The sequence below is a fragment of the Advenella sp. S44 genome, from assembly GCF_002810445.1.
GTDB lineage: Bacteria > Pseudomonadota > Gammaproteobacteria > Burkholderiales > Burkholderiaceae_B > Advenella.
This window is the reverse complement of record NZ_NEXS01000016.1, coordinates 1-19,174: the sequence shown is the minus strand read 5'-3', so window position 1 is coordinate 19,174 and position 19,174 is coordinate 1. Positions and strand designations below refer to the sequence as shown.

The following is a 19,174-nucleotide window of genomic DNA, read 5'->3' as shown; positions in this document are numbered from 1 at the left end:
AAACCATTGGATGAACCGATAATGAATTCATACCATGTTATGTACCGCTGAAACTCGATGAGAGAGGCTGTTCAATGTAACCGCGCAGCCGGCGCAGCCGCGCCAAGGTTGTCAGCTGCTGGCGGCCCTCATTCAACCCAGCTAACGGCACATAGCGTAGGCGACCGCGCCGGCTGGTCAGACTACCCCAAACTTGCTGCAGTTCCCACTGGCCAAATAAGTTCAGCACCAGGCGGGCGGAGTAGTAGCGTTGGGTGATCGGGTTCACCCAGCGCATGGGTGCCAGCTCGTCGACGACGTCAAGACAGAGGCCGCCCACACAGGGAGCAAGAGACTGGGTTTGATTAACAACCCTTTTTTCAGCATGCTTCATCGGGACTCCTTTCTGATCACACGGTCTTTCATGGGCATCCGTCTGCGATCTCAATGGCATTTCTCGTTGATCAACGCGAGAGCTCATTGTCTTCGCCGCCTTGGCGCGGTGACGTGTCTGATGGCTGCAACCGGCTAGTAGATCGTCCACAGAGATATCTTCGTTTAGATCCGCGCAATACAAGTCCTGCGCCGCACCTGATCTGTTTCCCGTTCTGCGGCTGAGTGAGTGTTCCCCCTGAGGACACAAAGTACACCTCCCATACCTTCAAAGAAATTAGGGATAGGGCTGGCGCGAATGCATCACGCGTAGTACCTCAATCCGATCTATTTCGACTCGATAAACAACAATGTAATTGGGATGGGCAACAATTTCACGGCAACCGGGAATGCGCTCGCTTTGCCGGTACATATACGGATGATCGGGCACGCCTTCTACGCTTTGGACGATGAAGTGCCACAAGCGAGTCGCGGCATCGGCATTAAATTGGCCTACGTATGCGATGATTTCATCGAGGTCTAGGTCGGCCTCGTCAGACCAGACAATAGGCAGCATCAGGCGCTTTTACGTTGTCGCAATTTTGCCAGCCGTTCACCCATTCTCTTAACGACTTCATCATGAGGGAGTCGCGGTTTTTTACTGTCAATGGCTTCCTGCACTTTCGCGCGAAACCAACGATCATAGCTGTCGGCCTGCTCCTGGGTATCGAATTCAGAGACGCGAGGGTCCAGAGTTTTGGGGCTATTCATAGGCCTTTCCTTCGAGTGAATGGCGACTTTACTGATTGTACCCTGCAGGAGGGCATTGTCCATCTCTTGACCAGGCATTGGCGCGTTCAACGCCGAGGCCTCTCGCGCCGAGGTGGCGAACGAGCCAATCCACTGGCTATGTGTTGTCCTTATTTTACTAGAATCCTAAAACGCATACAATAATGTACTCGTTAATAATATTAATTATTAACTATGTCATTATTGTATGAATTATCTGTTTTAAGTGCAATAGGGCAGGGTGTTAGTTTATTTTTACCCGGATGAAAATTAGTCCTGTTATTGCGCCTAATAGGAGCCGATCATGAACACGCAGCACCATCCCTCGAATGCATTTCCGTTGGCTAAACATCAAGAATCAGTGCCCGGCGAGGTAAGCACCGTACCAACGACGTTATCTCATGAGCTAGCACCGCACTATTGGGTCAACGCCGAGACTGGCCGTTACTATGCAGCACGTCTGCTGATAAATTTGTTTGGCCAGTGGGAGCTGGAACAAGCGTGGGGTAGCCTATCGAGCCGACGGGGTCGACGACGCTATGTGCCCTTGGCCTCTTTAGCGCAAGGTCAGGCCCAATTACAGATCGTGTGCCAGCGGCGTCAGCAGCGCGGCTATGCGCCGAAATGATACAGAATGAACATTTAATGAATATTCAAACACTATTCTTTATCGTTCAGGAACGCTGATGGCCAGCGTCAAAGAACTGCTGCCAGTGCGCAAGATCGGCCTGCACCACATTGCGTTTTACAGGGCCTTTTTTGAAAACACCCTCAACCTGGCCGATATTGCTGATCAGTATCTGGAGACGGGCCGTAACCTGGTCGATGCACGCCATACGCTGATCCTGGTGCAGGACGCACTGCTGGTCATCGGCGCTCGCAAAGGCAAGGCCCCTGAACAGCTGGCCCGATTAAAACTGCCGGCCAGTGTGCGCAAAAGCGTCACCGAAACCCAAAAAATGCTCGATCGGCTACGGGGGATAAAGAAGCAAATCGCCGATCAGGCGCATTCACTGGATCCGGCCAAGGCCGCAGCGCCAATCTCATTTGATGACTTTATTGCCTCGTTTGACCCGGATAATATCCTCGGGCAGGAAGAGCAGTTGTCGTTTTATTATGCCGAAGTCGGGGGAAACTTAACGTCAGCCAGCCAAGAAACCGAAAGGGAAGACCGCGATCGCCAGGCACTGGTGTCTGAACCAGATGACCAACCGCTGTCTGACGCGCAAAAAGCGCTGCAGGCGCTGCACGTGAAAAACCTCGAACGACGCCTGGTGATGATCAATGAACTGGCGGGCGAGTTGACCTCAGACCCGACCCTGGGTGATCCGGTGGCGGGGTGGTTTCATCCGAAAGTGGCCGATAAATTGATCAGGGCCCAACTCGATACGCTCGGCAAGCTGGTGGACTTTGCGAACGAGTATGGTTGGTGGTGGTTTAAGCATGTCAAAGGGCTAGGGCAGGTGACTGCCGTCAAATTGACCACCTGGTTGAGTCAAAACGAGCATTTCTTAGAAAAACAGATCTATCAGCATGTGCTCAAAAAGAGCAAGGACTTGCCAGGCGGAGTTATAACACGGGTCCATTCTCCCGTATTGCCGCCAGCGGAGCAGGGCGACTCGACCGATCATTTGGTCTGGGTCGAAGGCAGTCGCCAGATTGAACCGCTGGAGTCGCTGCGCTTGCCGGAGCGGCTGGATGGTCGGCAGGGCACGAATCGTGCGCCGCCACCAAACAATCGCTTGGCCGCTCAAAATGATTATGAGGCGATTCATGAATGGCTAGCGCTCTATAAAACCCACACCTATCAGTCCTACCGTAAGGAAGCCGAACGACTCCTATTGTGGAGTTTGTTTAATATGCAAAAACCACTATCCTCACTGACGACCGCAGACTTGGCGCTGTTTCGTGATTTTTTGTGCAATCCTCAACCGGCTAGCCTGTGGGTGGCTCGGCGCAAATATCCGCGCACCCATGAAAAATGGCGGCCCTTTGTCAATCCGAATCCACCACCCGATGAGCCGGCTGCCATTTCGGCCGACCCTGGCCAGGAGGTAGAACTAAAAGGATCGATGAGTCGGGAGAGTATTGCTCATACGCTGACGGTGCTGGGGGGATTGTTTGAGTTTCTGACGAGCCAGCGCTATTTGTTGTCCAACCCGTTTAAAGGACTGCCGAAGTTGTCCTCGAATCGGAGTATGCGCGTTAATCATCGGATTAATCAGCGACTATGGCGACTGATTCAAGATCGGATCGATCAGGTTCCGGCAGCCGATACGGTGGCCTATAGGACTGTGTTTGCGATTCGGTTTTTTTATTTGACGGGACTACGGTTATCGGAACTGTGCGCGCTGCGTCTGAGAGATTTCCAGGTTCAAGAAAATGATGAAGGTAATCTGGCTTGGTATCTAGTCGTTGAGGGAAAAGGAGGGCGCAGCAGAAAAGTGTATTTGGTTAAACCAGCTTTGGAGCTGCTGCAACAGTACTTGGCAATACTGGGATTGGCGCTGGATCCTAGATTGAATGATGGCGAGACGCCACTGATCGGATATTCAAAAGGGGGATGCGGAGGCTCCGATGGAGAGGGCCTGATCGAGAGATCCCCTATTTTCCATACGGTGATTTATGCGGATATCAAGCGATTCCTAGCCGAATTAGGCACCGAGATAGAAGAGGAAGCTCCATTTGAAGCTCATGCATTAAGGGGCATTTCTCCACATTGGTTGCGGCATACATTTGCGTCCATATTAGTTAAAACAACTCCTCTTGCACAGATTCGCGATATGTTGGGGCACGCTAGCATTAACACCACAAGTCTTTATTTAGGCACGGAAAAAGAAGAAGGTGAGAAGGCAATGGAAAAGGCATTTTCATAGAATATAACGAAATGGCACACTACGGTAAAGACACCAGATTCTTAAGCTTCATAATTATCAATAGCCTAGCGTGACCGACACTTGATTTTCAAATGTTCTTTCGCCGTTCTCCAGTCGTTCTAAATTACGCAGAAGAATGCCTAGAGAACGCTCCACATAGCCAGAGGGCAGGTCGCATGAAGTGTGAGGAGTCAAAACCAAGTTTGGGGCATCCCAAAGTTCCGAGCTTTCAGTTAAAGGCTCTATATCGAAAACATCTAATATGGCACCACCCAAGTGTCCGGCTTTCAGAAATTTTATGAGCGACACACTATCAACGATAGGACCACGGGCTATATTGATCAATCCAGCGCCACGTGGCAATAGCGCAAATTGACGCTCCCCAATTAGATGTCTAGTTTCGTCCGTTAATGGGCATGCCAGAACTAGGATGTCGCAGTCTTTTAATTCTGCATCCATCTGGGACGGACCTACCAATCGATCTACTGCAGACGCGGATGCACCACGCTTGTTAATGGCGGACACTTGCATGCCTAAAACTTTCGCTGCGCGAATTACTGCACGACCTAGATTGCCATAACCCACTACCAAAACACGCTTTGTAGATGCCAGGGGGGTTAAAGATCGTTGCCAATGATGTGCTCGTTGATTTGTCATCTGATTTGGCATGCCAGTGGCTAACATTAACAACGCCATTAAAGAGTATTCAAATGCCTTATCGGCGTGTATTCCGCCGGAAATGGCTTGTACATCTAGCGGGTCCTTTGGGCACCACTGAGTGTTTTGGGTACTATTTGCCACGCCAAGGATATAGGACGTGGCCATGGCTGAACTAGTCTCAATCGGATCTCTCAACTGTGTTCCTGCACAGTGTTCGCGTTGCTGTTCTCGCTGTTTTTGCTCTTGTCGTTCCAGGATGTCAATTTGCCGCATCAATGTCCTGACGCAGCCCCTTGCTGTGCCACCAAAACGCAAACCGATACTCCTGCTTCCACTGCTTAGCAACATCTTCCATCTGTGCCTGGTGCTCTTTTTCACCTTTCAGAGTATGCTTTAACGATGATAGTCGCTCATCTTTGCGCTTTCCCGCGACCTCGGCCACATTCCACAGACTGAGCCGATCGAACCCAACATCGCTACGTGGCAACATCACGGTATTTGTTGGTTCAGTGGATGCATGATCGACCCGTTGTGTTCTCCTTGCTGCCCCGGTTCCATTTCCGTCCGTCCCAATCTGGGGATCAGCGTACTCGCAAGCGATCACCTTAAGTCTGGTGCATACACTTTTTCCGTCTCGTTACTTTTCGATAGATCATCAAAGCCATTGTGAAACCGTACGCCAAATAAGTCTGGTTTCTTTAGATTCTGCAATAGGTCGCCAGGCTAGATGACCGCGGAGGGAGTCAATCTCCACGTAGTCTGATTTAGGTGCTAAACGATGTATCATTTTAGCGCTGTCCACGCCCAAGAGCCTGTCTTGGTGGCAGGGCATGATTAACAGCCGTGCTCGTATATTGGCTAACACATTATCAAGGCTCCCCCGGCCCGCAGATATGTCGAACTGACTCGACGCTTCGTACCGACGTATAAGCGACCATGCATCCCATAGGGCGAAATTGTCGGCAACTGCTTGAGTATCTTCGGCCAGCGTCTCAGGGGTAACTGACTCGAGATAAGCATCTGTCACAGTCCAAGGGAAATAGTGATGGCCCGCAGCTCGCAATCCAGCGATGGGATTACTGCGATAGTTACCGCTTTGCCAAGCTGGGTCTAACTCAATTATACGGCGCATCTGTCTGACTGTTTCCTTGAAAAGTTGGCCAGCCCGTGCAGCAGGTACCAGCAACACTGCCGCTGATACCAAGTGAGGGAAACGCACTACCCACTCTAACGCCTGAAATGCCCCCATTGACGCGCCGGCAACTGCAGCCAGGGGAGAACCTTTGGTCAGATGTAGTGCCAGCGCATGCTGGGCTAGCACCATGTCAGCGACTGAATAGGGGGGGAAATCTACACCTAGCCCATCACCAGGCTGGGTAGAGTCCCCCCCCCCAATTGCGTCTATCGATACGACACAGAAGCGACCTGTATCAAACGCCCGCCCCGGGCCGATATGTAGCAAGGCGCCATGGCGTGTGTTACTCGTGCCAGGTAAAACCAACACAAAATTGTTGCGGTCCGCATTTGGTTTACCATAAGTTGTATAAGCAACTGTCAGTGGAGAAATGCAGGCACCAGAAAACAACGGGAACGATTGCAACAGGAACTTTTGGTGACTACCCCCATTAGCATTAACGGTTTCTGCCGCAATACTCATAGTCTTTCCCCCTCATGACTGAGGTTGTATACCAGCTTTACGAATAACGCTGTTCCATTTTTCAATTTCTGACCGAGTGTGCTTTTCAAGCGCTTCTCCTGGATATTCTTGGTCGGGCAGTGATTGTAGGCCTTGCTTAAACAAAGATTCTTGAAAAGCTGGGTCAGCGAGCGCGTTTTGGTAAGCTTTAAAGGAGCGGCGTATCGCGGACTGAGGAGTACCCGATGGAGCGTAGAGCCCATACCATGTCTGTGCTTCAAACCCCGGAATGCCTGCCTCTGCTACGGTAGGAAGATCAGGAAATTGCTTACTACGTGTGGGGGATGTCTGAGCCAGTGGCCTGATTTTGTCGCTGCCGACTAATGCCATGACCGTATTGGCTTGGTCAAATATAGCGTCGGCTTGCCCGCCCATCACGTCAGTTAGTGCCTGACCGCCACCTCTATAAGGAACTCCTTGAATGTCAATTCCAGCCTTCTGAGCGAACAAGGCTGCAGTCAGGTGTGATGCTGAACCAACACCTGCATGGGCGACATTTAGGCGCCCGGGTTCTGCACGAGCAGAGCTTAGGAAATCCTGGAGGGAATTGTAGGGGCTCTGGCCGTTGACGAGCAATACCATTGGCGTATCAGGAAAGCGGAACACTCCGTTGAAATTTTTCACAGGATCATAGCGCAGGTTTGCGTAGAGCGAAGGTGCTGCAGCCATGTATCCAAAATGGCCAACGAGCATCGTATATCCATCAGGTTTTGCACGCGCCGCCCGTGTTGCTCCGATCGTTCCACCCGCGCCAGGCGTATTTTCAATGACAATGGATTGACCTAATTCGCGACTGATTCGATCTGCCATCATTCTGGCAAGTGAATCGGTAGGTCCACCAGCAGCGAAGGGGACGATCCATGTAATTGGTTTGGATGGGTAGTCCTCCGCTTGGGCAATTGGTAGCAAAATGCACTCTGCAACGATAGTTAGAGTGAGCAGTTTTTTTTTCATCATTTGTCTCCTGGTTTATAATATGTCCACTACGTTTAGCCTTTTCAGGATCCTGCAACTTCGTCTGCAATAGCGCGACCGATATCTTCAGTCTGCGCGTTACCCCCAAGATCCGGCGTACGTGGACCTGATTTCAAGCAATTTTCGATAGCACGCAAAATTGCAGCATGCGCATCCTCACTCCCTAAAAATTGCAACATTAATGCGCCCGACCAGATCATAGCGATCGGATTGGCAATACCTTGCCCATAAATATCCGGAGCTGATCCATGGACAGGCTCAAACAGCGAGGGGAATTTGCGCTCAGGATTCAAGTTTGCTGACGGTGCGATGCCAATTGTCCCTGCGCAAGCAGGGCCGAGATCAGACAAAATATCGCCAAACAGATTCGACGCCACCACCACGTTGAAACGCTGCGGTTGCAAGACAAAACGTGCGGCCAATATATCGATGTGTTGCTTCTCAACCGTGATGTCAGGATAACTGGCCGACATTTGGTTGGCGCGGCCGTCCCACCATGGCATACTCACGGCGATACCATTGCTTTTGGTCGCAACCGTCAACTGTTTTCGTTTGCGACTTCGGGCAAGCTCAAACGCGAAGCGCAGGACCCGGTCAGTCCCGTGGCGCGTAAACACGGATTCTTGAATTACAATTTCGCGATCTGTATCGGGAAATAAGCAGCCACCTAGATTGGTGTATTCGCCTTCGGTATTTTCTCGCACGATATAGAAGTCGATGTCACCGGCTTGGCGGCCGGCAAGTGGACAAGGTACCCCGTCAAATAGGCGCACGTGACGCAAATTAATGTACTGGTCAAATTCGCGCCGAAATTTGAGCAATGATCCCCATAGAGAAATATGATCAGGCACAGTGTCGGGCCATCCGACAGCGCCAAATAAAATGGCATCGAAGGTTTGCAACTGGGTTTTCCAGTCTGATGGCATCATTTGGCCATGCTGCTCGTAATACACACAATTAGCCCAGTTAAAATTAACAATCTCCAATTTCATCCCAAAACGGATTGCGGCTGCTTCAACGACCCGAAGGCCCTCAGGCAAAACTTCGTTGCCAATTCCATCGCCCGCGATGGCGGCGATTTTAAACGGGTAGGACATAAGTATTCTCGGTAGAAGTAAAGATGCGAATTAATTGTAGGGAATAGCGCAAATGTATACAATAAAGCATTATGTGAAATCACTATGCACGAATTATGAATAATATATTACCCGCCGATCTGCGTGTCTTTTGTGTCGTTGTGCGTACTTCCAGCTTTTCGCATGCAGCGGCAGCTTTGGGCATGTCAGCGGCCTACGTCACAAAACGTATCAGAATGCTAGAGCAGGCACTAGGAACGGCCCTTTTTAACCGCACGACTCGTCGAGTGGTTACGACCGAGACAGGTGAGCGTATTTATCATTGGGCTCAGCGCATTCTGGATGACATCGATCATCTGATAGAAGAAGTTGGAGTTACTCGCAACGAACCGCGCGGCCTATTGCGTGTTTGCTGCAGCTTTGGCTTTGGGCGGCGCGTTGTCGCGCCTGCACTATCTGCTTTTTCTGAACAGCATGCTTCAGTGCAGGTGCATCTGGAGGTCTTTGACAGACTAATCGACGTGGCTGCCGAAGGCTACGACCTTGATGTTCGAGTCGGAGACGAGATTGCCCCTCATCTCATCGCGAGGCCGCTAGCAAAAAATTATCGCGTGCTTTGTGCATCGCCTGCCTATTTAGAAGCGCACGGCACTCCTAACAGTCTTGTTGATCTCGGCACGCATAACTGTCTCGTAGTCAAGGAGCGAGACCATCCGTTCGGCGTGTGGCGCTTGCAACGCGGCCGGAGAGCACACTCGGTCAAGGTGCGTGGAACATTGTCTACTAACAACGGAGAAATGTCAGTCAAATGGGCAATTGATGGCCGAGGCATCATTCTCCGATCTACGTGGGACGTGGGAGCGCTAATTGAACAGGGCAGTCTCGTACGGGTACTTCCTTCGTATCGCCAGCAAGCTAATATATGGGCGGTTTATCCATCTAGGTTAAATGCATCGGCTAAGGTTCGGGTTTGTGTGGAATTCTTGGCAGCGTATATGCGCCAGCACGGTGATTCGCAGTTTGGGCACCTAACGTCAGGTTAGGCTATATTTCAAATTGACATAGTAAGCTGGCGTTCCGAAGGGATCGTGAACGGATCGATATGATAAGCTGAAAAAGCTGTTTGTCTTGCTGTTTTTATTATTGCTTGCTTTTCTTACCGTGAGTGCCTCATCTCAGGAGCAGTCCATGAAGTTGATCCGGACACCGGAATTTTCCATTGAAGCCAATCCGATGTTCGAGACCATCCGGATACTGCATTCGGCCGCTTCGGTGAAACCACGGACATCGCTGCGGTCGTGGCTTTCCTGGCTTCGGACGAAGGCCGGTGGGTTACCGGGCAGGTGATCGAAGCGAGCGGCGGCTACAGGCTCTAATCGCCGTAAAACGCAAATATTCCTAGGTTTGAAGAAGAGAGCAACGCATAGTCGAGACAGTAAATCAGGACTTACTCAATAGTTCATCAACATTGATATGGTCGGGCACCCAAGAAGGTTTTGTCGAGTCAACTGCCTTGGGTGATTTATTCGGTACATCACCATTTGGTGCCGCTTGTCGTTGCCTGACCGTCTCAGTGGCTTTTTTCTTTTGCTCCTGACTATCTGCCTGCCTCCTCATATACCGGTGCAACGTCGATTGATTAACAACAACGTTATTCAGCGCCAAAAATTCAAGAATTTTTCGTTCTGTAAACCCCTCATTTTTGAGCTTGATAATGGCATCTCGAAAAGGGGTGAGCTGTGAATGTTTAGCCGACCTCTCCGAAGCATTCATTTTGATAAATTCATCAACATGCATAATCCAAACCCCATTAATGCACAATATTTAAATTAAAAAGCATATCTGATGCTATCATATTCGACATTAATGCGTCAAAATCCATTTAAATGCACAATATTTCTATTTGGTGATGAATCAACATGCAATATAGCGCACGTATAGACCATAAAATACGCATAGTATGCGCATAACATATGCAGTATCGCGCCAGCCACTAACCACAAAAGCACCACTAAAGGACTATATGCAGGATAGGGACTTTGCGTAAATGCAAGTTGTCCCGTGTTTTCGCACGCGAAAGGTCTTGGTTTGATTGCCTCAGGTGGCAACCTCCACATGGTTAAGCGACTGACAGGTCGGTGCAGATGGTACTAGAAGCTGCGCATCTTACTTCTCAAACTAACTGTGAAAGTAACTCGTCAAGTACACTTTGTCTTTTTAATCGATCATTTGTGACCGCCCCTAACGCAGCGACCATACTAACGGCTTGGGTAAAAATGGCCGTGCTTTCTGCACTGTGCAGTGAGAATTTATTAATAATTTTTTGTGCATAGCTATCCATCTTTTTTGCTTTCACGCTTGGCATGTTTTTACCCGCCGCTAATGCTGCTGCAAGTGGAAGAATATGCCATTTAAATCGGCGCATATTCTGGGGAATTGTCCCATTTGAAGTTAGTAAATGAAAGCGATACAGCGTGAGCGCACTTGCATAGTAAATAATTTCTCTATTTCCTATATCGAAAATAGTTTCTCCATAGCCGTCGTACATCTGTTTTGGGTACCGGTATGCTAAATCAGGCCGTTTAAGGAACATAGCGCATACGCACTTTGCAGCGCTATGCAGCGAAACAATTCGAATCGCCGAAATCCCCTTTCCAACATATTGTCGATCTCGTCTTTCAAAATAAAGTCGCCCATCTTGACCGTCAAATGTATTAAAGTAAGCTTCCACTCTCTTCGAAATCGGGCTTAAGGATAGAAATTGCGACTCCTCAATCTTTGATTGACTATTCGTTGCTCTTACTAGCTCGCTGAATACATCCTCATCGGTCGTTTCCACAACCTTTAGGGTGACCATGACCTCGTCAGTTAACTCTGCTCGATTTTCGTAAAGGACATGGGATGTTTGGCAGCCATTCACGATTTGAAAATTCGAAATATGCAACATCGTTCCCTGGACGCGTACATCAGGACTGACTATTGTCACTCCATTATTAAGGACTGGAAATCTAGTTTTGCTTTCTTGGTCTTTTAATGTTTCTGCAATTTGACTATTAACGGGATTCTCAGCGCCAAGGAAATGGCGTACGTTCTCCTCGAAAAGTTGTCCTCGTATACTGCCATCATCATTCACAAGAAGTTTCTCAACATAATCTTTAGCCTTTACAACAACAAGATATGCTTCGTCAATACCCGCAATTTCAGGTAATGATGCACTGCTATTCATTGTCAAACTAGCATCGATAGCACTATAGCTAGCCACCCACGCACTTACTAACTCGTCTCGTCCCATGAAACGGACGTCTATATTTTGAAAAAAACCTAACTCTTTGAGTTCATTAATCATTTTCAGACGTGCAGTCTCAAGTTCTTTTGGTGTTTCGTAATTCCCAGTTGTGACATATGCTGCTGCAACGCTCGGCTTACCATGCCGAATCTTTGGTACATTTGCAATTGCTACGTCAAAAGCGGCTCTGGCGTCTTGCTGTAGCTCGCTGTTGGTACTATAAGGATCTTCGCTGAAAAATCTGAGCACAGATTCTTTAAATTTTAAAAAATCTCCAAGATCAAAACCATCGGTAGTTTTTGCTTGAACAAATACAACTTCAACATCATTATTACGACGTTCGTTCGAAAATACTGTTTCAGCATCCTCTTTCGAAATCACGTGGTCTTCATTGATAATAACTGCTATCCCGTCAGTGCCATCGTCGTTTTGTTCAGTGGTTATGTCATCCAACTCAACGCTCGAAGCAATTCGATTTGACATGACAACGTAATTTGCAAACTTTTCGAATTGAACTGATTTTTCGTCAGCCTCAAGTGCATGTTCCGTCACAAAGCTATTTAAATGACTCGCAACTATCCGATGCATCATGTTCTCACAATTTAGTAAATTAATAATTGTTGCACTTTATCATTAATTGTAGCAACTGCGCGATTACGCAAATACATAAAAGTTGCCTAGATTGGAGTTCTGCAATCTGTTTTTTGGTGGATAATACTGTTTTTATATACAGTATTATCCACCATGAAAACCTACCTTGACCTGATCCCCCTGGTGGAAACCTCGGCCAGTGTTGGGCTGATTATGTGCAAGACGCCGGCAGGCTTTCCGTCCCCTGCCCAGGATCTGGCCGTGAACCGGATCGACATTGGCGAGATCCTCGTCAAGAACCCTACCTCCACCTTTTACCTGTGCGTCAAAGGCCACTCGATGAAGGAGGCAGGCATTGACGACGGCGACCATCTGATTGTCGATCGATCCCTGACAGCCAAGCACAACAGCATCGTTATTGCCGAAATCGATGGGGATGTGACTGTCAAACGTCTGCACAAGAAAAACGGCGTTATACGCCTTAAAGCCGCTAACCTCACCTACCCTGACATAGTGCCGATTCCTGGCCAGGAATGGATGATCTGGGGCGTTGTCACCCACGTTATCAAGGATATGATATGACCTATGGGCTGATCGATGGCAATTGCTTCTATTGCTCATGCGAGCGCGTGTTTAGACCAGCCCTTAAAGGCAAAGCGCTTATTTCGCTCTCCAACAATGACGGTTGTGTCATTTCGCGCACAGATGAAGCAAAGGCGCTGGGCGTCAAAATGGGCCAGCCCTGGTTTGAGATCAAGCACCTGGAAGAAAAGGGACTCATAGGGCTGAGTAGTAATTTTGCCCTATACGGTGACATGAGCGACCGCATGATGAGCATAATTGGCCGGTTCTCGCCTCGCCAAGAAATTTATAGTATTGACGAGAGTTTCGCTGACTTTTCGGGCATTACCGAAGACTTAACCACCTACAGCAAGAAAATCCGGGCCGCTGTCCTGCGCGAGATAGGGATTCCCACCTGTGTGGGCATCGGCGCCACCAAGACCCTGGCCAAGTTGGCCAACCATATTGCCAAAAAGCAGCCAGCCTGGTCCGGTGTGTGTGATTTGACGCAGCTGGACCGGTACCAACTGGCCGCCATGATGAAAAATATTGAAGTTGGGGAAGTCTGGGGCATCGGCAGGCGCATTGCCAAAAGGCTTAACGAGCTGGGCATTTATACGGTTTTTGACCTGGCCCGCTTGAAACCCGAAGTGGCCAGAGCCGAATTTTCCATTGTGGTGGGTAAGACCGTGCAAGAGCTGCGCGGGATCTCGCGCATCGATCTGGAAGAAGTGGCCGACCCTAAAAAGCAGATAATCTCGTCACGTTCCTTTGGTTTGCCAATGACCGACCTGGCCGGACTGCAAAGCGCCCTGTCTGAGTTTGTTGCCATCGCCTGCAACAAACTGCGCGGGCAAAATTCGGTGGCCGCCAGTATGCAGATATTCATTCGCACTAGCCCGTTTGACAAAGGCAAGCAGTATGGCAATAGCCGCCTAGTCACCCCGCCCTACCCGTCCGCTGACAACCTGGTGTTTACCAAACATGCACTAAAGGCGCTGGAAGCAATCTGGCGGCCAGGATTCAAATATAAAAAGGCGGGCGTCATGCTGATGGACATATCGCCTGCCGATACCGTCCAGGGCGAACTGTTTCCCGTGGAACCAGAGCATGATAAGCGGGCGCAGCTGATGGTGGCCCTGGACGGCATCAATGCTCGATATGGCCGAGGATCCGTTAAAACAGGAAGTATCGGGTTTCACGACCGCGAACATTGGTATATGCGCCAGGAGCGCAAAAGCCAGGGGTATACTACGAACTGGCACGAAGTGCCAATCGCCAGGGCCTGAATCAAAGATATAGGGTCCTAGAGCCAGGCTCTGGCACCCGATTGCTATCTTATCCGTTAGCCCGCGCCGAATTACAGCCGTTTTAAGCGGTTTTTCACCGCGACAGGCTTCAGGCATTAGGTTTTCAAAAAAAAACGCGCCATGCCTTGATTTACCCCATTGTTATCGATTTTGACGCTTTTGTTACCCTCTGTTCTGCAAAACAGGAGGGAAAGGGGTGCCGCTTGCGGGGGAAACCGTAGGTTTCCACAAAAGGGGTCGAGGCCGCGACCGAAGCGTTAGCGTAGGGAGGACAGGGGAACCGGCACGGTTCCCGCGGCCAGGGCCTTACGGTTTTCCTGGAATAGTCTAGCGATTAGCTCAGTGTTGGGGTGAGGGTTCATATTTCCCGCTTTAGCGGGACATGAATTGAAAGGCTTTGCGTAGCAAAGGGCGAAGGGAGCTTAGCGACCGGAGGGTTAGGCGCTTTTTTTCGTTAAAGAATAATAGTTAAAACCGCGCGCGCGCGTTACGGTCAAAAATATTGGGGTTTTCCGTTTATAAAACAGCGATCTAGCAAAAGACCCGGTGGGTGAAATGACGAATGGCCGGTGGGTGAAATGACGAATGAATCCACAGAAAAGGTGGGTGAAATGACGAACCAATCCACAGGAAAACACGGATTTTAGAACTTATCCACAAGGAAAAAAACAACGGTGGGTGAAATGACGTATCAAACAGGCATCTTTGTCATATCTTTGACGAGATTTTGCGAGAGTTGGCCAGCATTTCGCGCAGTGAAAATAACCTGATCATTCGCTTCGTCCAAAAACAAACTATATTCGGGCAGACTGTTATCCGCCTGAATTGCGCGAATGGCACTTCTGAACTCTTTCAATGTAGATTTGCTACCTGTTTTTTCCTGCAATAGACGTAGACTTATTACCCACTGAGATTGGCGTCCACAGTGCTTCCTTGCAATCTCGTATAACCGCCGAGCCATTGGCTTGCGCAGGCGAAAATAATCCGGGTGAATCGTTAATACTTCATATGCCTGAACGGCATTGAAAAGCCAGTCAGATAGCGTCACTTCCACAGCTATCATTCGCTCATCAGTGCGTGATTTTTCGATGATTTTCCAGCGATCAATAATGCCAAACCCTTCTCGTACTCGGGTCCCGCCTGTTCGTATATCAGTGGAAACAGAAGTACCGCGTAAGCGTTCAAATGCTTGATGCAAGAGCTTGTAACCTTCACCACTGGTTTGCCGATTAGTTGTAACTAAGAAATCATGTACTGTGAACCGTATTGTTCGGTTCTTAGCATCTTCACGGCCCCTATTTAGAGCCTCAGTCATTTGCGATACGACATATATCAGTACATCTTTATCGTGCTGAGTAGCCCGGCCAAGTACGGAGGGAGTGACTTTGACATATTTATTTCCGTCTTTGCTTCGCCATTCCCATATGCTTAGATCAGGTTTCGTGGATAAAGTAAAAATCGGGGCTTCCATGCTTGCACCATCATCTTTCAATGCATAATCAAACATGTCTGCCAGGAAAAAATCGCGATTTGGGTGCCTTACCCGGATCAACCCTTGCTCAGTAGGCTCATCAATCGTTTCGACCTCTACCATACTCTGCTTATGCAGCGACCGAAAATATTCAAGTTCTTTTTTTTCTTCTTCAATATTCTTTTCGACCTCGACGCGCCGAGCCTGGACCTTGACTAAGAGCTTCTTAATAATCTCTGCTTCTTCAGTATTACCTTTCCCCTTTGCGATCAGCCCGGCCAATTCACGATTGGCGTCCACAATTTGATCCGACAATGTGCGATGCCAGGAGCGCAAATGATCTAGGATCTCCTCAGATTTTCCGGTGGCCTCATAGGAATTAACTGCCTCAGGATATAGGCTTATCTGCTCCTCCTGCAAATCAGTTTTACTCATATAATTCACCTTTAATTAATATACTATGAATATTCAAAATATATTATAAATACTATTCCTGCAATGCTTTGAATACGGCCATTGATATAAATGCCGACCGCCCTGTTCCCATCGCCTCAGCTTTTGCATCAATCTTACGGAGCAAATCGGGTGAAATAGTAATACTGACTTGGCGCTTGTGGCCCTTCACGATTCCTTTATCATAGCCCACAGATGTTTCAGGTTTTACAGTCGCATCAGGCGCACCAGTTACAAACGCTTCGGCAGCCGCTTCTTTACTTAGGGGTTTTTTGGGTTTTGCATGTATCGCCATACTATATTCTCCTGTACTGCTTTGAATATTCTTTACACATTAAAAATAGATTCAATTAATTTATCAATTTCAGCTATTGCTTTTGCATCCTTGGGTTTCAATTCGGATACCGACAAGCCTGCGCCGGAGGCATTGCTAAAAGCCTTACGGCGGCGAATTGGAGTTGATAAATACTGAAATTGAGGGACTTCCGCGACTGCTGCGGCAGCCTCGGCATTATCGGTCGATTGCTCACCTGGATCAGCTAGGTTCAGAACAGCAAAAGCCCTAAGACCGTCCCTCACACTATTAGCCTCATCAACCAGGGCGGCCATATCATCCAACGCCCAAACGTCATATGATCGCGGCGCAAATGGGACAAGTAGGGTATCGGCCAGGGTAAGTGCCGCACGGAGGGCTGTTGAATCCCTACCCCCTACATCGATAATAATGTCGTCCCATTTATTGCGCTGCTGCTGCACTTGCGCCCTCAACTGCGGACCATCTGGATATTGCGCGCAGGCGATTCCAGGTATAGTTTCCCCTTCGGATCTTATGGCTATGGCCGCAGCTGCGGTTCCTTGCCGATCGCCATCAATCAACCACACGTCTCGCCCAGCACGCGCCCGAGCGATTGCAATCTGAACTGCTAGAGTCGTTTTACCAACCCCACCCTTTGTATTTGCTATAGCAACAATCACGGTTTCACCTCGTTTGAATATTCATTCAATGGGTAAATAATATCTAAAGTAATTAAAATGGTCAACACATTTTATGCCATTATGAATATGTTTTGAATATTCATTAAATGTGCATTTAGTGTGGCTAAGTCATAGCAGGGGATTGCATTGTAGCTACAATTGAGCTACAATATCGTTTTTACTGATCATTGGAGCAAAGCCATGAGAGCTGATGCCGTAGTCCGCGCACGTATACCCGCAGACATGAAGGACAAAGCCATAGCGACACTAGAACGCATGGGGTTAAGTGCGTCCGATTTAATCCGCCTGACTTTCCTTCGTGTAGCAGAAGAAGGGCGTTTGCCATTTGATGTACAAGTACCAAATCGCACAACACGAAAAGCAATGAAGGAATTAGAAGCAGGGAAGGGTAAACGTTTCGACAATGCCGAAGATCTGTTTAAAGATTTAGGGATCTAAAGTGCTGACACCCGTACGCTCCGGACAATTTAAGCGAGACGTGAAACGAGCAGAAAAACGTGGTAAAGACCTAGATAAACTGCGTACCTTGCTACTATTGTTGATTGAAGAAAAACCGTTGCCCGAAAAATACCGTGACCATCCATTGAAAGGTCAATGGTCAGGATATCGCGATGCCCATATAGAACCTGATTGGCTTTTGATATATCGCGTAGTGGGTGAGGAGCTGCAATTAAACAGAACAGGCACCCATTCAGACCTATTCGAAGAATAAATTACAAAGTAGAGGGCTTTATAAATAAACTTATATTGAATATATTTTGAATATTCATTATAAGTTGAATACACATTAAAATAATGTGCTATAGCTTTCTTTTTTCCATACTATTTCAAAATCAAAAGCCTGGGAGTCTTCATAGGGATGTGAATCGGCCAGGGTTTACTAGACACTTTTAAGCCTCATAATACTCACAGATGGAGATTATTATGAGCAAGGTCCGATTTACGGAAGAATTCAAACTCGAAGCGATAAAGCAAATTACAGAACACCACCGACCGGTGGCTGAAGTGTCGCAACGACTGGGCGTGTCGAGCCACAGCCTGTATGCCTGGATCAAGCGATACGGTAAGTCTGCGCAGTCAGGTAAGCAGGCTGGCACTGAGGCGATCGAGCTCAGGCGTCTACGTGCTGAGGTCAAACGATTGACCCAAGAGCGAGATATCCTAAAAAAGGCCGCCGCGTATTTTGCCAAGGAGTCCGGCTAAAGTACGCGTTTGTAGAACAATATTCGACTCAATACCCGGTGCGCAGACTGTGTCAGGTGCTAGGCGTTCATCCTAGTGGATATTACGCCTGGAGACGCAATGCCTATAGCACACGCCATCATGAAGACCAGCGATTGCTGGCTCTGATGAAGCCCTCCTGGCTTGAGAGTGGCCGGGTTTATGGCTACAGCAAGGTGCATTTGGATTTACTGGCATTGGGCGAGACCTGCAGCCGTCATCGCGTAGCGCGCTTGATGCGTAGCTGCGGATGGCGTGCTCAGGTTGGGTATGGTCGTCGTCGACCCGGGTCTTATGGTGGCGCTGCCCATAATGTAGTGGCTAACATTCTGGACAGGCAATTCGATGTCGCAGCGCCGAACCGAGTCTGGGTGACCGATATTACCTATATCCGTACCCATGAAGGTTGGCTCTATCTGGCTGTTGTGGTGGACTTATTCTCGCGCCAGGTAGTGGGCTGGTCGATGGATTCACGAATGAACAAAGATTTAGTTCTGCAGGCACTGCTCGCCGCAGTATGGCGTCGCAAACCCAAGCAACCCATCATGGTCCATTCAGATCAGGGTAGTCAATTTACGAGCTACGAATACGCAGCGTTCCTGGCCAACCATAATCTACAACCGAGTATGAGTCGACGCGGAAACTGCCATGATAATGCTGTCGCAGAAAGCTTCTTCCAATTACTCAAACGTGAACGAATTAAACGTAATATATACAAAACCAGAGAGCACGCACGACAGGATATCTTTGACTATATCGAAATGTTTTACAACCCTGTCCGCCGTCATAGCCATGCGGCCAACCTATCGCCGGTAAACTACGAACAGCAATACTTTTCTGAGGCTACGAACTGTCTATAAAA

The 19,174-nt window shown here is 48.7% G+C and carries 21 protein-coding genes and 1 pseudogene; 9 read left to right on the top strand and 13 right to left on the bottom strand.

Annotation, left to right across the window (positions count from 1 at the left end):
* Positions 1–37: 37 nt before the first annotated feature.
* The 3 genes from CAP48_RS19865 to CAP48_RS19855 all read right to left on the bottom strand — a co-directional run bounded on the left by CAP48_RS19865 (position 38) and on the right by CAP48_RS19855 (position 1,122).
* On the bottom strand, positions 38–373 hold the full coding sequence (locus CAP48_RS19865; RefSeq protein WP_100699612.1) for a hypothetical protein: 336 nt from the start codon (positions 371–373) through the stop codon (positions 38–40).
* A gap of 276 nt (positions 374–649) precedes the next feature.
* Entirely contained in the window at positions 650–928 is a 279-nt protein-coding gene (locus tag CAP48_RS19860; RefSeq protein ID WP_100699611.1) for a type II toxin-antitoxin system RelE/ParE family toxin, read from the bottom strand.
* Positions 928–1,122 carry a stability determinant gene (locus tag CAP48_RS19855; RefSeq protein WP_100699610.1) on the bottom strand — a complete coding sequence of 65 codons (195 nt, stop codon included), beginning with the start codon at positions 1,120–1,122 and terminating at the stop codon, positions 928–930. The genes CAP48_RS19860 and CAP48_RS19855 overlap by 1 nt, the downstream gene beginning before the upstream one ends.
* A 322-nt stretch (positions 1,123–1,444) precedes the next feature.
* Here CAP48_RS19855 and CAP48_RS19850 point away from each other — a divergent pair, with 322 nt between their 5' ends.
* Complete coding sequence (locus tag CAP48_RS19850; RefSeq protein ID WP_100699609.1) at positions 1,445–1,768, top strand: hypothetical protein; 324 nt, start codon at positions 1,445–1,447, stop codon at positions 1,766–1,768.
* Between the two features lie 58 nt (positions 1,769–1,826).
* Positions 1,827–4,016, top strand: a complete 2,190-nt coding sequence (locus tag CAP48_RS19845; protein ID WP_100699608.1) for a tyrosine-type recombinase/integrase — start codon at positions 1,827–1,829, stop codon at positions 4,014–4,016.
* 57 nt (positions 4,017–4,073) lie between these two features.
* Here CAP48_RS19845 and CAP48_RS19840 read toward each other — a convergent pair whose 3' ends face one another.
* The 5 genes from CAP48_RS19840 to CAP48_RS19825 form a co-directional block, all read right to left on the bottom strand.
* Entirely contained in the window at positions 4,074–4,949 is an 876-nt protein-coding gene (locus CAP48_RS19840; RefSeq protein WP_161495314.1) for an NAD(P)-dependent oxidoreductase, read from the bottom strand.
* Positions 4,936–5,169: a hypothetical protein gene (locus CAP48_RS20280; protein WP_161495313.1), complete on the bottom strand. Its 234-nt coding sequence runs from the start codon at positions 5,167–5,169 to the stop codon at positions 4,936–4,938. The genes CAP48_RS19840 and CAP48_RS20280 overlap by 14 nt, the downstream gene beginning before the upstream one ends.
* 162 nt (positions 5,170–5,331) lie before the next feature.
* Complete coding sequence (locus tag CAP48_RS19835) at positions 5,332–6,333, bottom strand: alpha/beta fold hydrolase (protein WP_100699606.1); 1,002 nt, start codon at positions 6,331–6,333, stop codon at positions 5,332–5,334.
* A gap of 12 nt (positions 6,334–6,345) precedes the next feature.
* Complete coding sequence (locus CAP48_RS19830) at positions 6,346–7,329, bottom strand: tripartite tricarboxylate transporter substrate binding protein (protein ID WP_226817338.1); 984 nt, start codon at positions 7,327–7,329, stop codon at positions 6,346–6,348.
* Positions 7,330–7,370: 41 nt separating this feature from the next.
* Positions 7,371–8,444, bottom strand: a complete 1,074-nt coding sequence (locus CAP48_RS19825) for a tartrate dehydrogenase (RefSeq protein ID WP_100699605.1) — start codon at positions 8,442–8,444, stop codon at positions 7,371–7,373.
* 95 nt (positions 8,445–8,539) lie between these two features.
* Here CAP48_RS19825 and CAP48_RS19820 point away from each other — a divergent pair, with 95 nt between their 5' ends.
* Together CAP48_RS19820 and CAP48_RS19815 are read left to right on the top strand one after the other, a co-directional pair.
* The gene (locus CAP48_RS19820) at positions 8,540–9,466 is read left to right on the top strand and encodes a LysR substrate-binding domain-containing protein (RefSeq protein WP_100699604.1); all 927 of its coding nucleotides are present in this window, start codon (positions 8,540–8,542) and stop codon (positions 9,464–9,466) included.
* Between the two features lie 213 nt (positions 9,467–9,679).
* A pseudogene (locus tag CAP48_RS19815) lies at positions 9,680–9,799 on the top strand (SDR family oxidoreductase); the annotation flags it as partial.
* Between the two features lie 64 nt (positions 9,800–9,863).
* Here the strand turns inward: CAP48_RS19815 and CAP48_RS19810 are convergent.
* Both CAP48_RS19810 and CAP48_RS19805 read right to left on the bottom strand, forming a co-directional pair.
* On the bottom strand, positions 9,864–10,220 hold the full coding sequence (locus CAP48_RS19810; RefSeq protein ID WP_100699603.1) for a hypothetical protein: 357 nt from the start codon (positions 10,218–10,220) through the stop codon (positions 9,864–9,866).
* Positions 10,221–10,596: 376 nt separating this feature from the next.
* Positions 10,597–12,300 carry an AIPR family protein gene (locus CAP48_RS19805; RefSeq protein WP_369806377.1) on the bottom strand — a complete coding sequence of 568 codons (1,704 nt, stop codon included), beginning with the start codon at positions 12,298–12,300 and terminating at the stop codon, positions 10,597–10,599.
* 153 nt (positions 12,301–12,453) lie between these two features.
* Between CAP48_RS19805 and CAP48_RS19800 the strand changes: the two genes are divergently transcribed.
* Both CAP48_RS19800 and CAP48_RS19795 read left to right on the top strand, forming a co-directional pair.
* Entirely contained in the window at positions 12,454–12,882 is a 429-nt protein-coding gene (locus CAP48_RS19800) for a LexA family transcriptional regulator (protein ID WP_100699602.1), read from the top strand.
* On the top strand, positions 12,879–14,150 hold the full coding sequence (locus tag CAP48_RS19795) for a Y-family DNA polymerase (RefSeq protein WP_100699601.1): 1,272 nt from the start codon (positions 12,879–12,881) through the stop codon (positions 14,148–14,150). The genes CAP48_RS19800 and CAP48_RS19795 overlap by 4 nt, the downstream gene beginning before the upstream one ends.
* Before the next feature lie 712 nt (positions 14,151–14,862).
* On the opposite strand, the gene CAP48_RS19790 is transcribed toward CAP48_RS19795, so the two are convergent.
* The 3 genes from CAP48_RS19790 to CAP48_RS19780 are packed head-to-tail and all read right to left on the bottom strand — an operon-like array spanning position 14,863 to position 17,070.
* Positions 14,863–16,077: a replication initiator protein A gene (locus tag CAP48_RS19790; RefSeq protein ID WP_242444580.1), complete on the bottom strand. Its 1,215-nt coding sequence runs from the start codon at positions 16,075–16,077 to the stop codon at positions 14,863–14,865.
* A gap of 52 nt (positions 16,078–16,129) precedes the next feature.
* The gene (locus tag CAP48_RS19785) at positions 16,130–16,390 is read right to left on the bottom strand and encodes a ribbon-helix-helix domain-containing protein (protein ID WP_100699600.1); all 261 of its coding nucleotides are present in this window, start codon (positions 16,388–16,390) and stop codon (positions 16,130–16,132) included.
* 32 nt (positions 16,391–16,422) lie between these two features.
* Entirely contained in the window at positions 16,423–17,070 is a 648-nt protein-coding gene (locus CAP48_RS19780) for an AAA family ATPase (protein ID WP_100699599.1), read from the bottom strand.
* A gap of 201 nt (positions 17,071–17,271) precedes the next feature.
* Between CAP48_RS19780 and CAP48_RS19775 the strand changes: the two genes are divergently transcribed.
* The 3 genes from CAP48_RS19775 to CAP48_RS19765 all read left to right on the top strand — a co-directional run bounded on the left by CAP48_RS19775 (position 17,272) and on the right by CAP48_RS19765 (position 19,172).
* Entirely contained in the window at positions 17,272–17,529 is a 258-nt protein-coding gene (locus CAP48_RS19775; protein ID WP_025374874.1) for a type II toxin-antitoxin system RelB/DinJ family antitoxin, read from the top strand.
* A gap of 1 nt (position 17,530) precedes the next feature.
* Positions 17,531–17,803, top strand: coding sequence for a type II toxin-antitoxin system YafQ family toxin (locus tag CAP48_RS19770; RefSeq protein WP_100699598.1), 273 nt, complete (start codon positions 17,531–17,533; stop codon positions 17,801–17,803).
* Between the two features lie 212 nt (positions 17,804–18,015).
* Positions 18,016–19,172, top strand: a protein-coding gene (locus tag CAP48_RS19765) for an IS3 family transposase (RefSeq protein WP_100699553.1) whose coding sequence is annotated in 2 segments (ribosomal slippage) — positions 18,016–18,253 and positions 18,253–19,172 — 1,158 coding nt in all. Because the reading frame shifts where the segments join, the coding sequence is not laid out codon by codon here.
* Positions 19,173–19,174 lie beyond the last annotated feature (2 nt).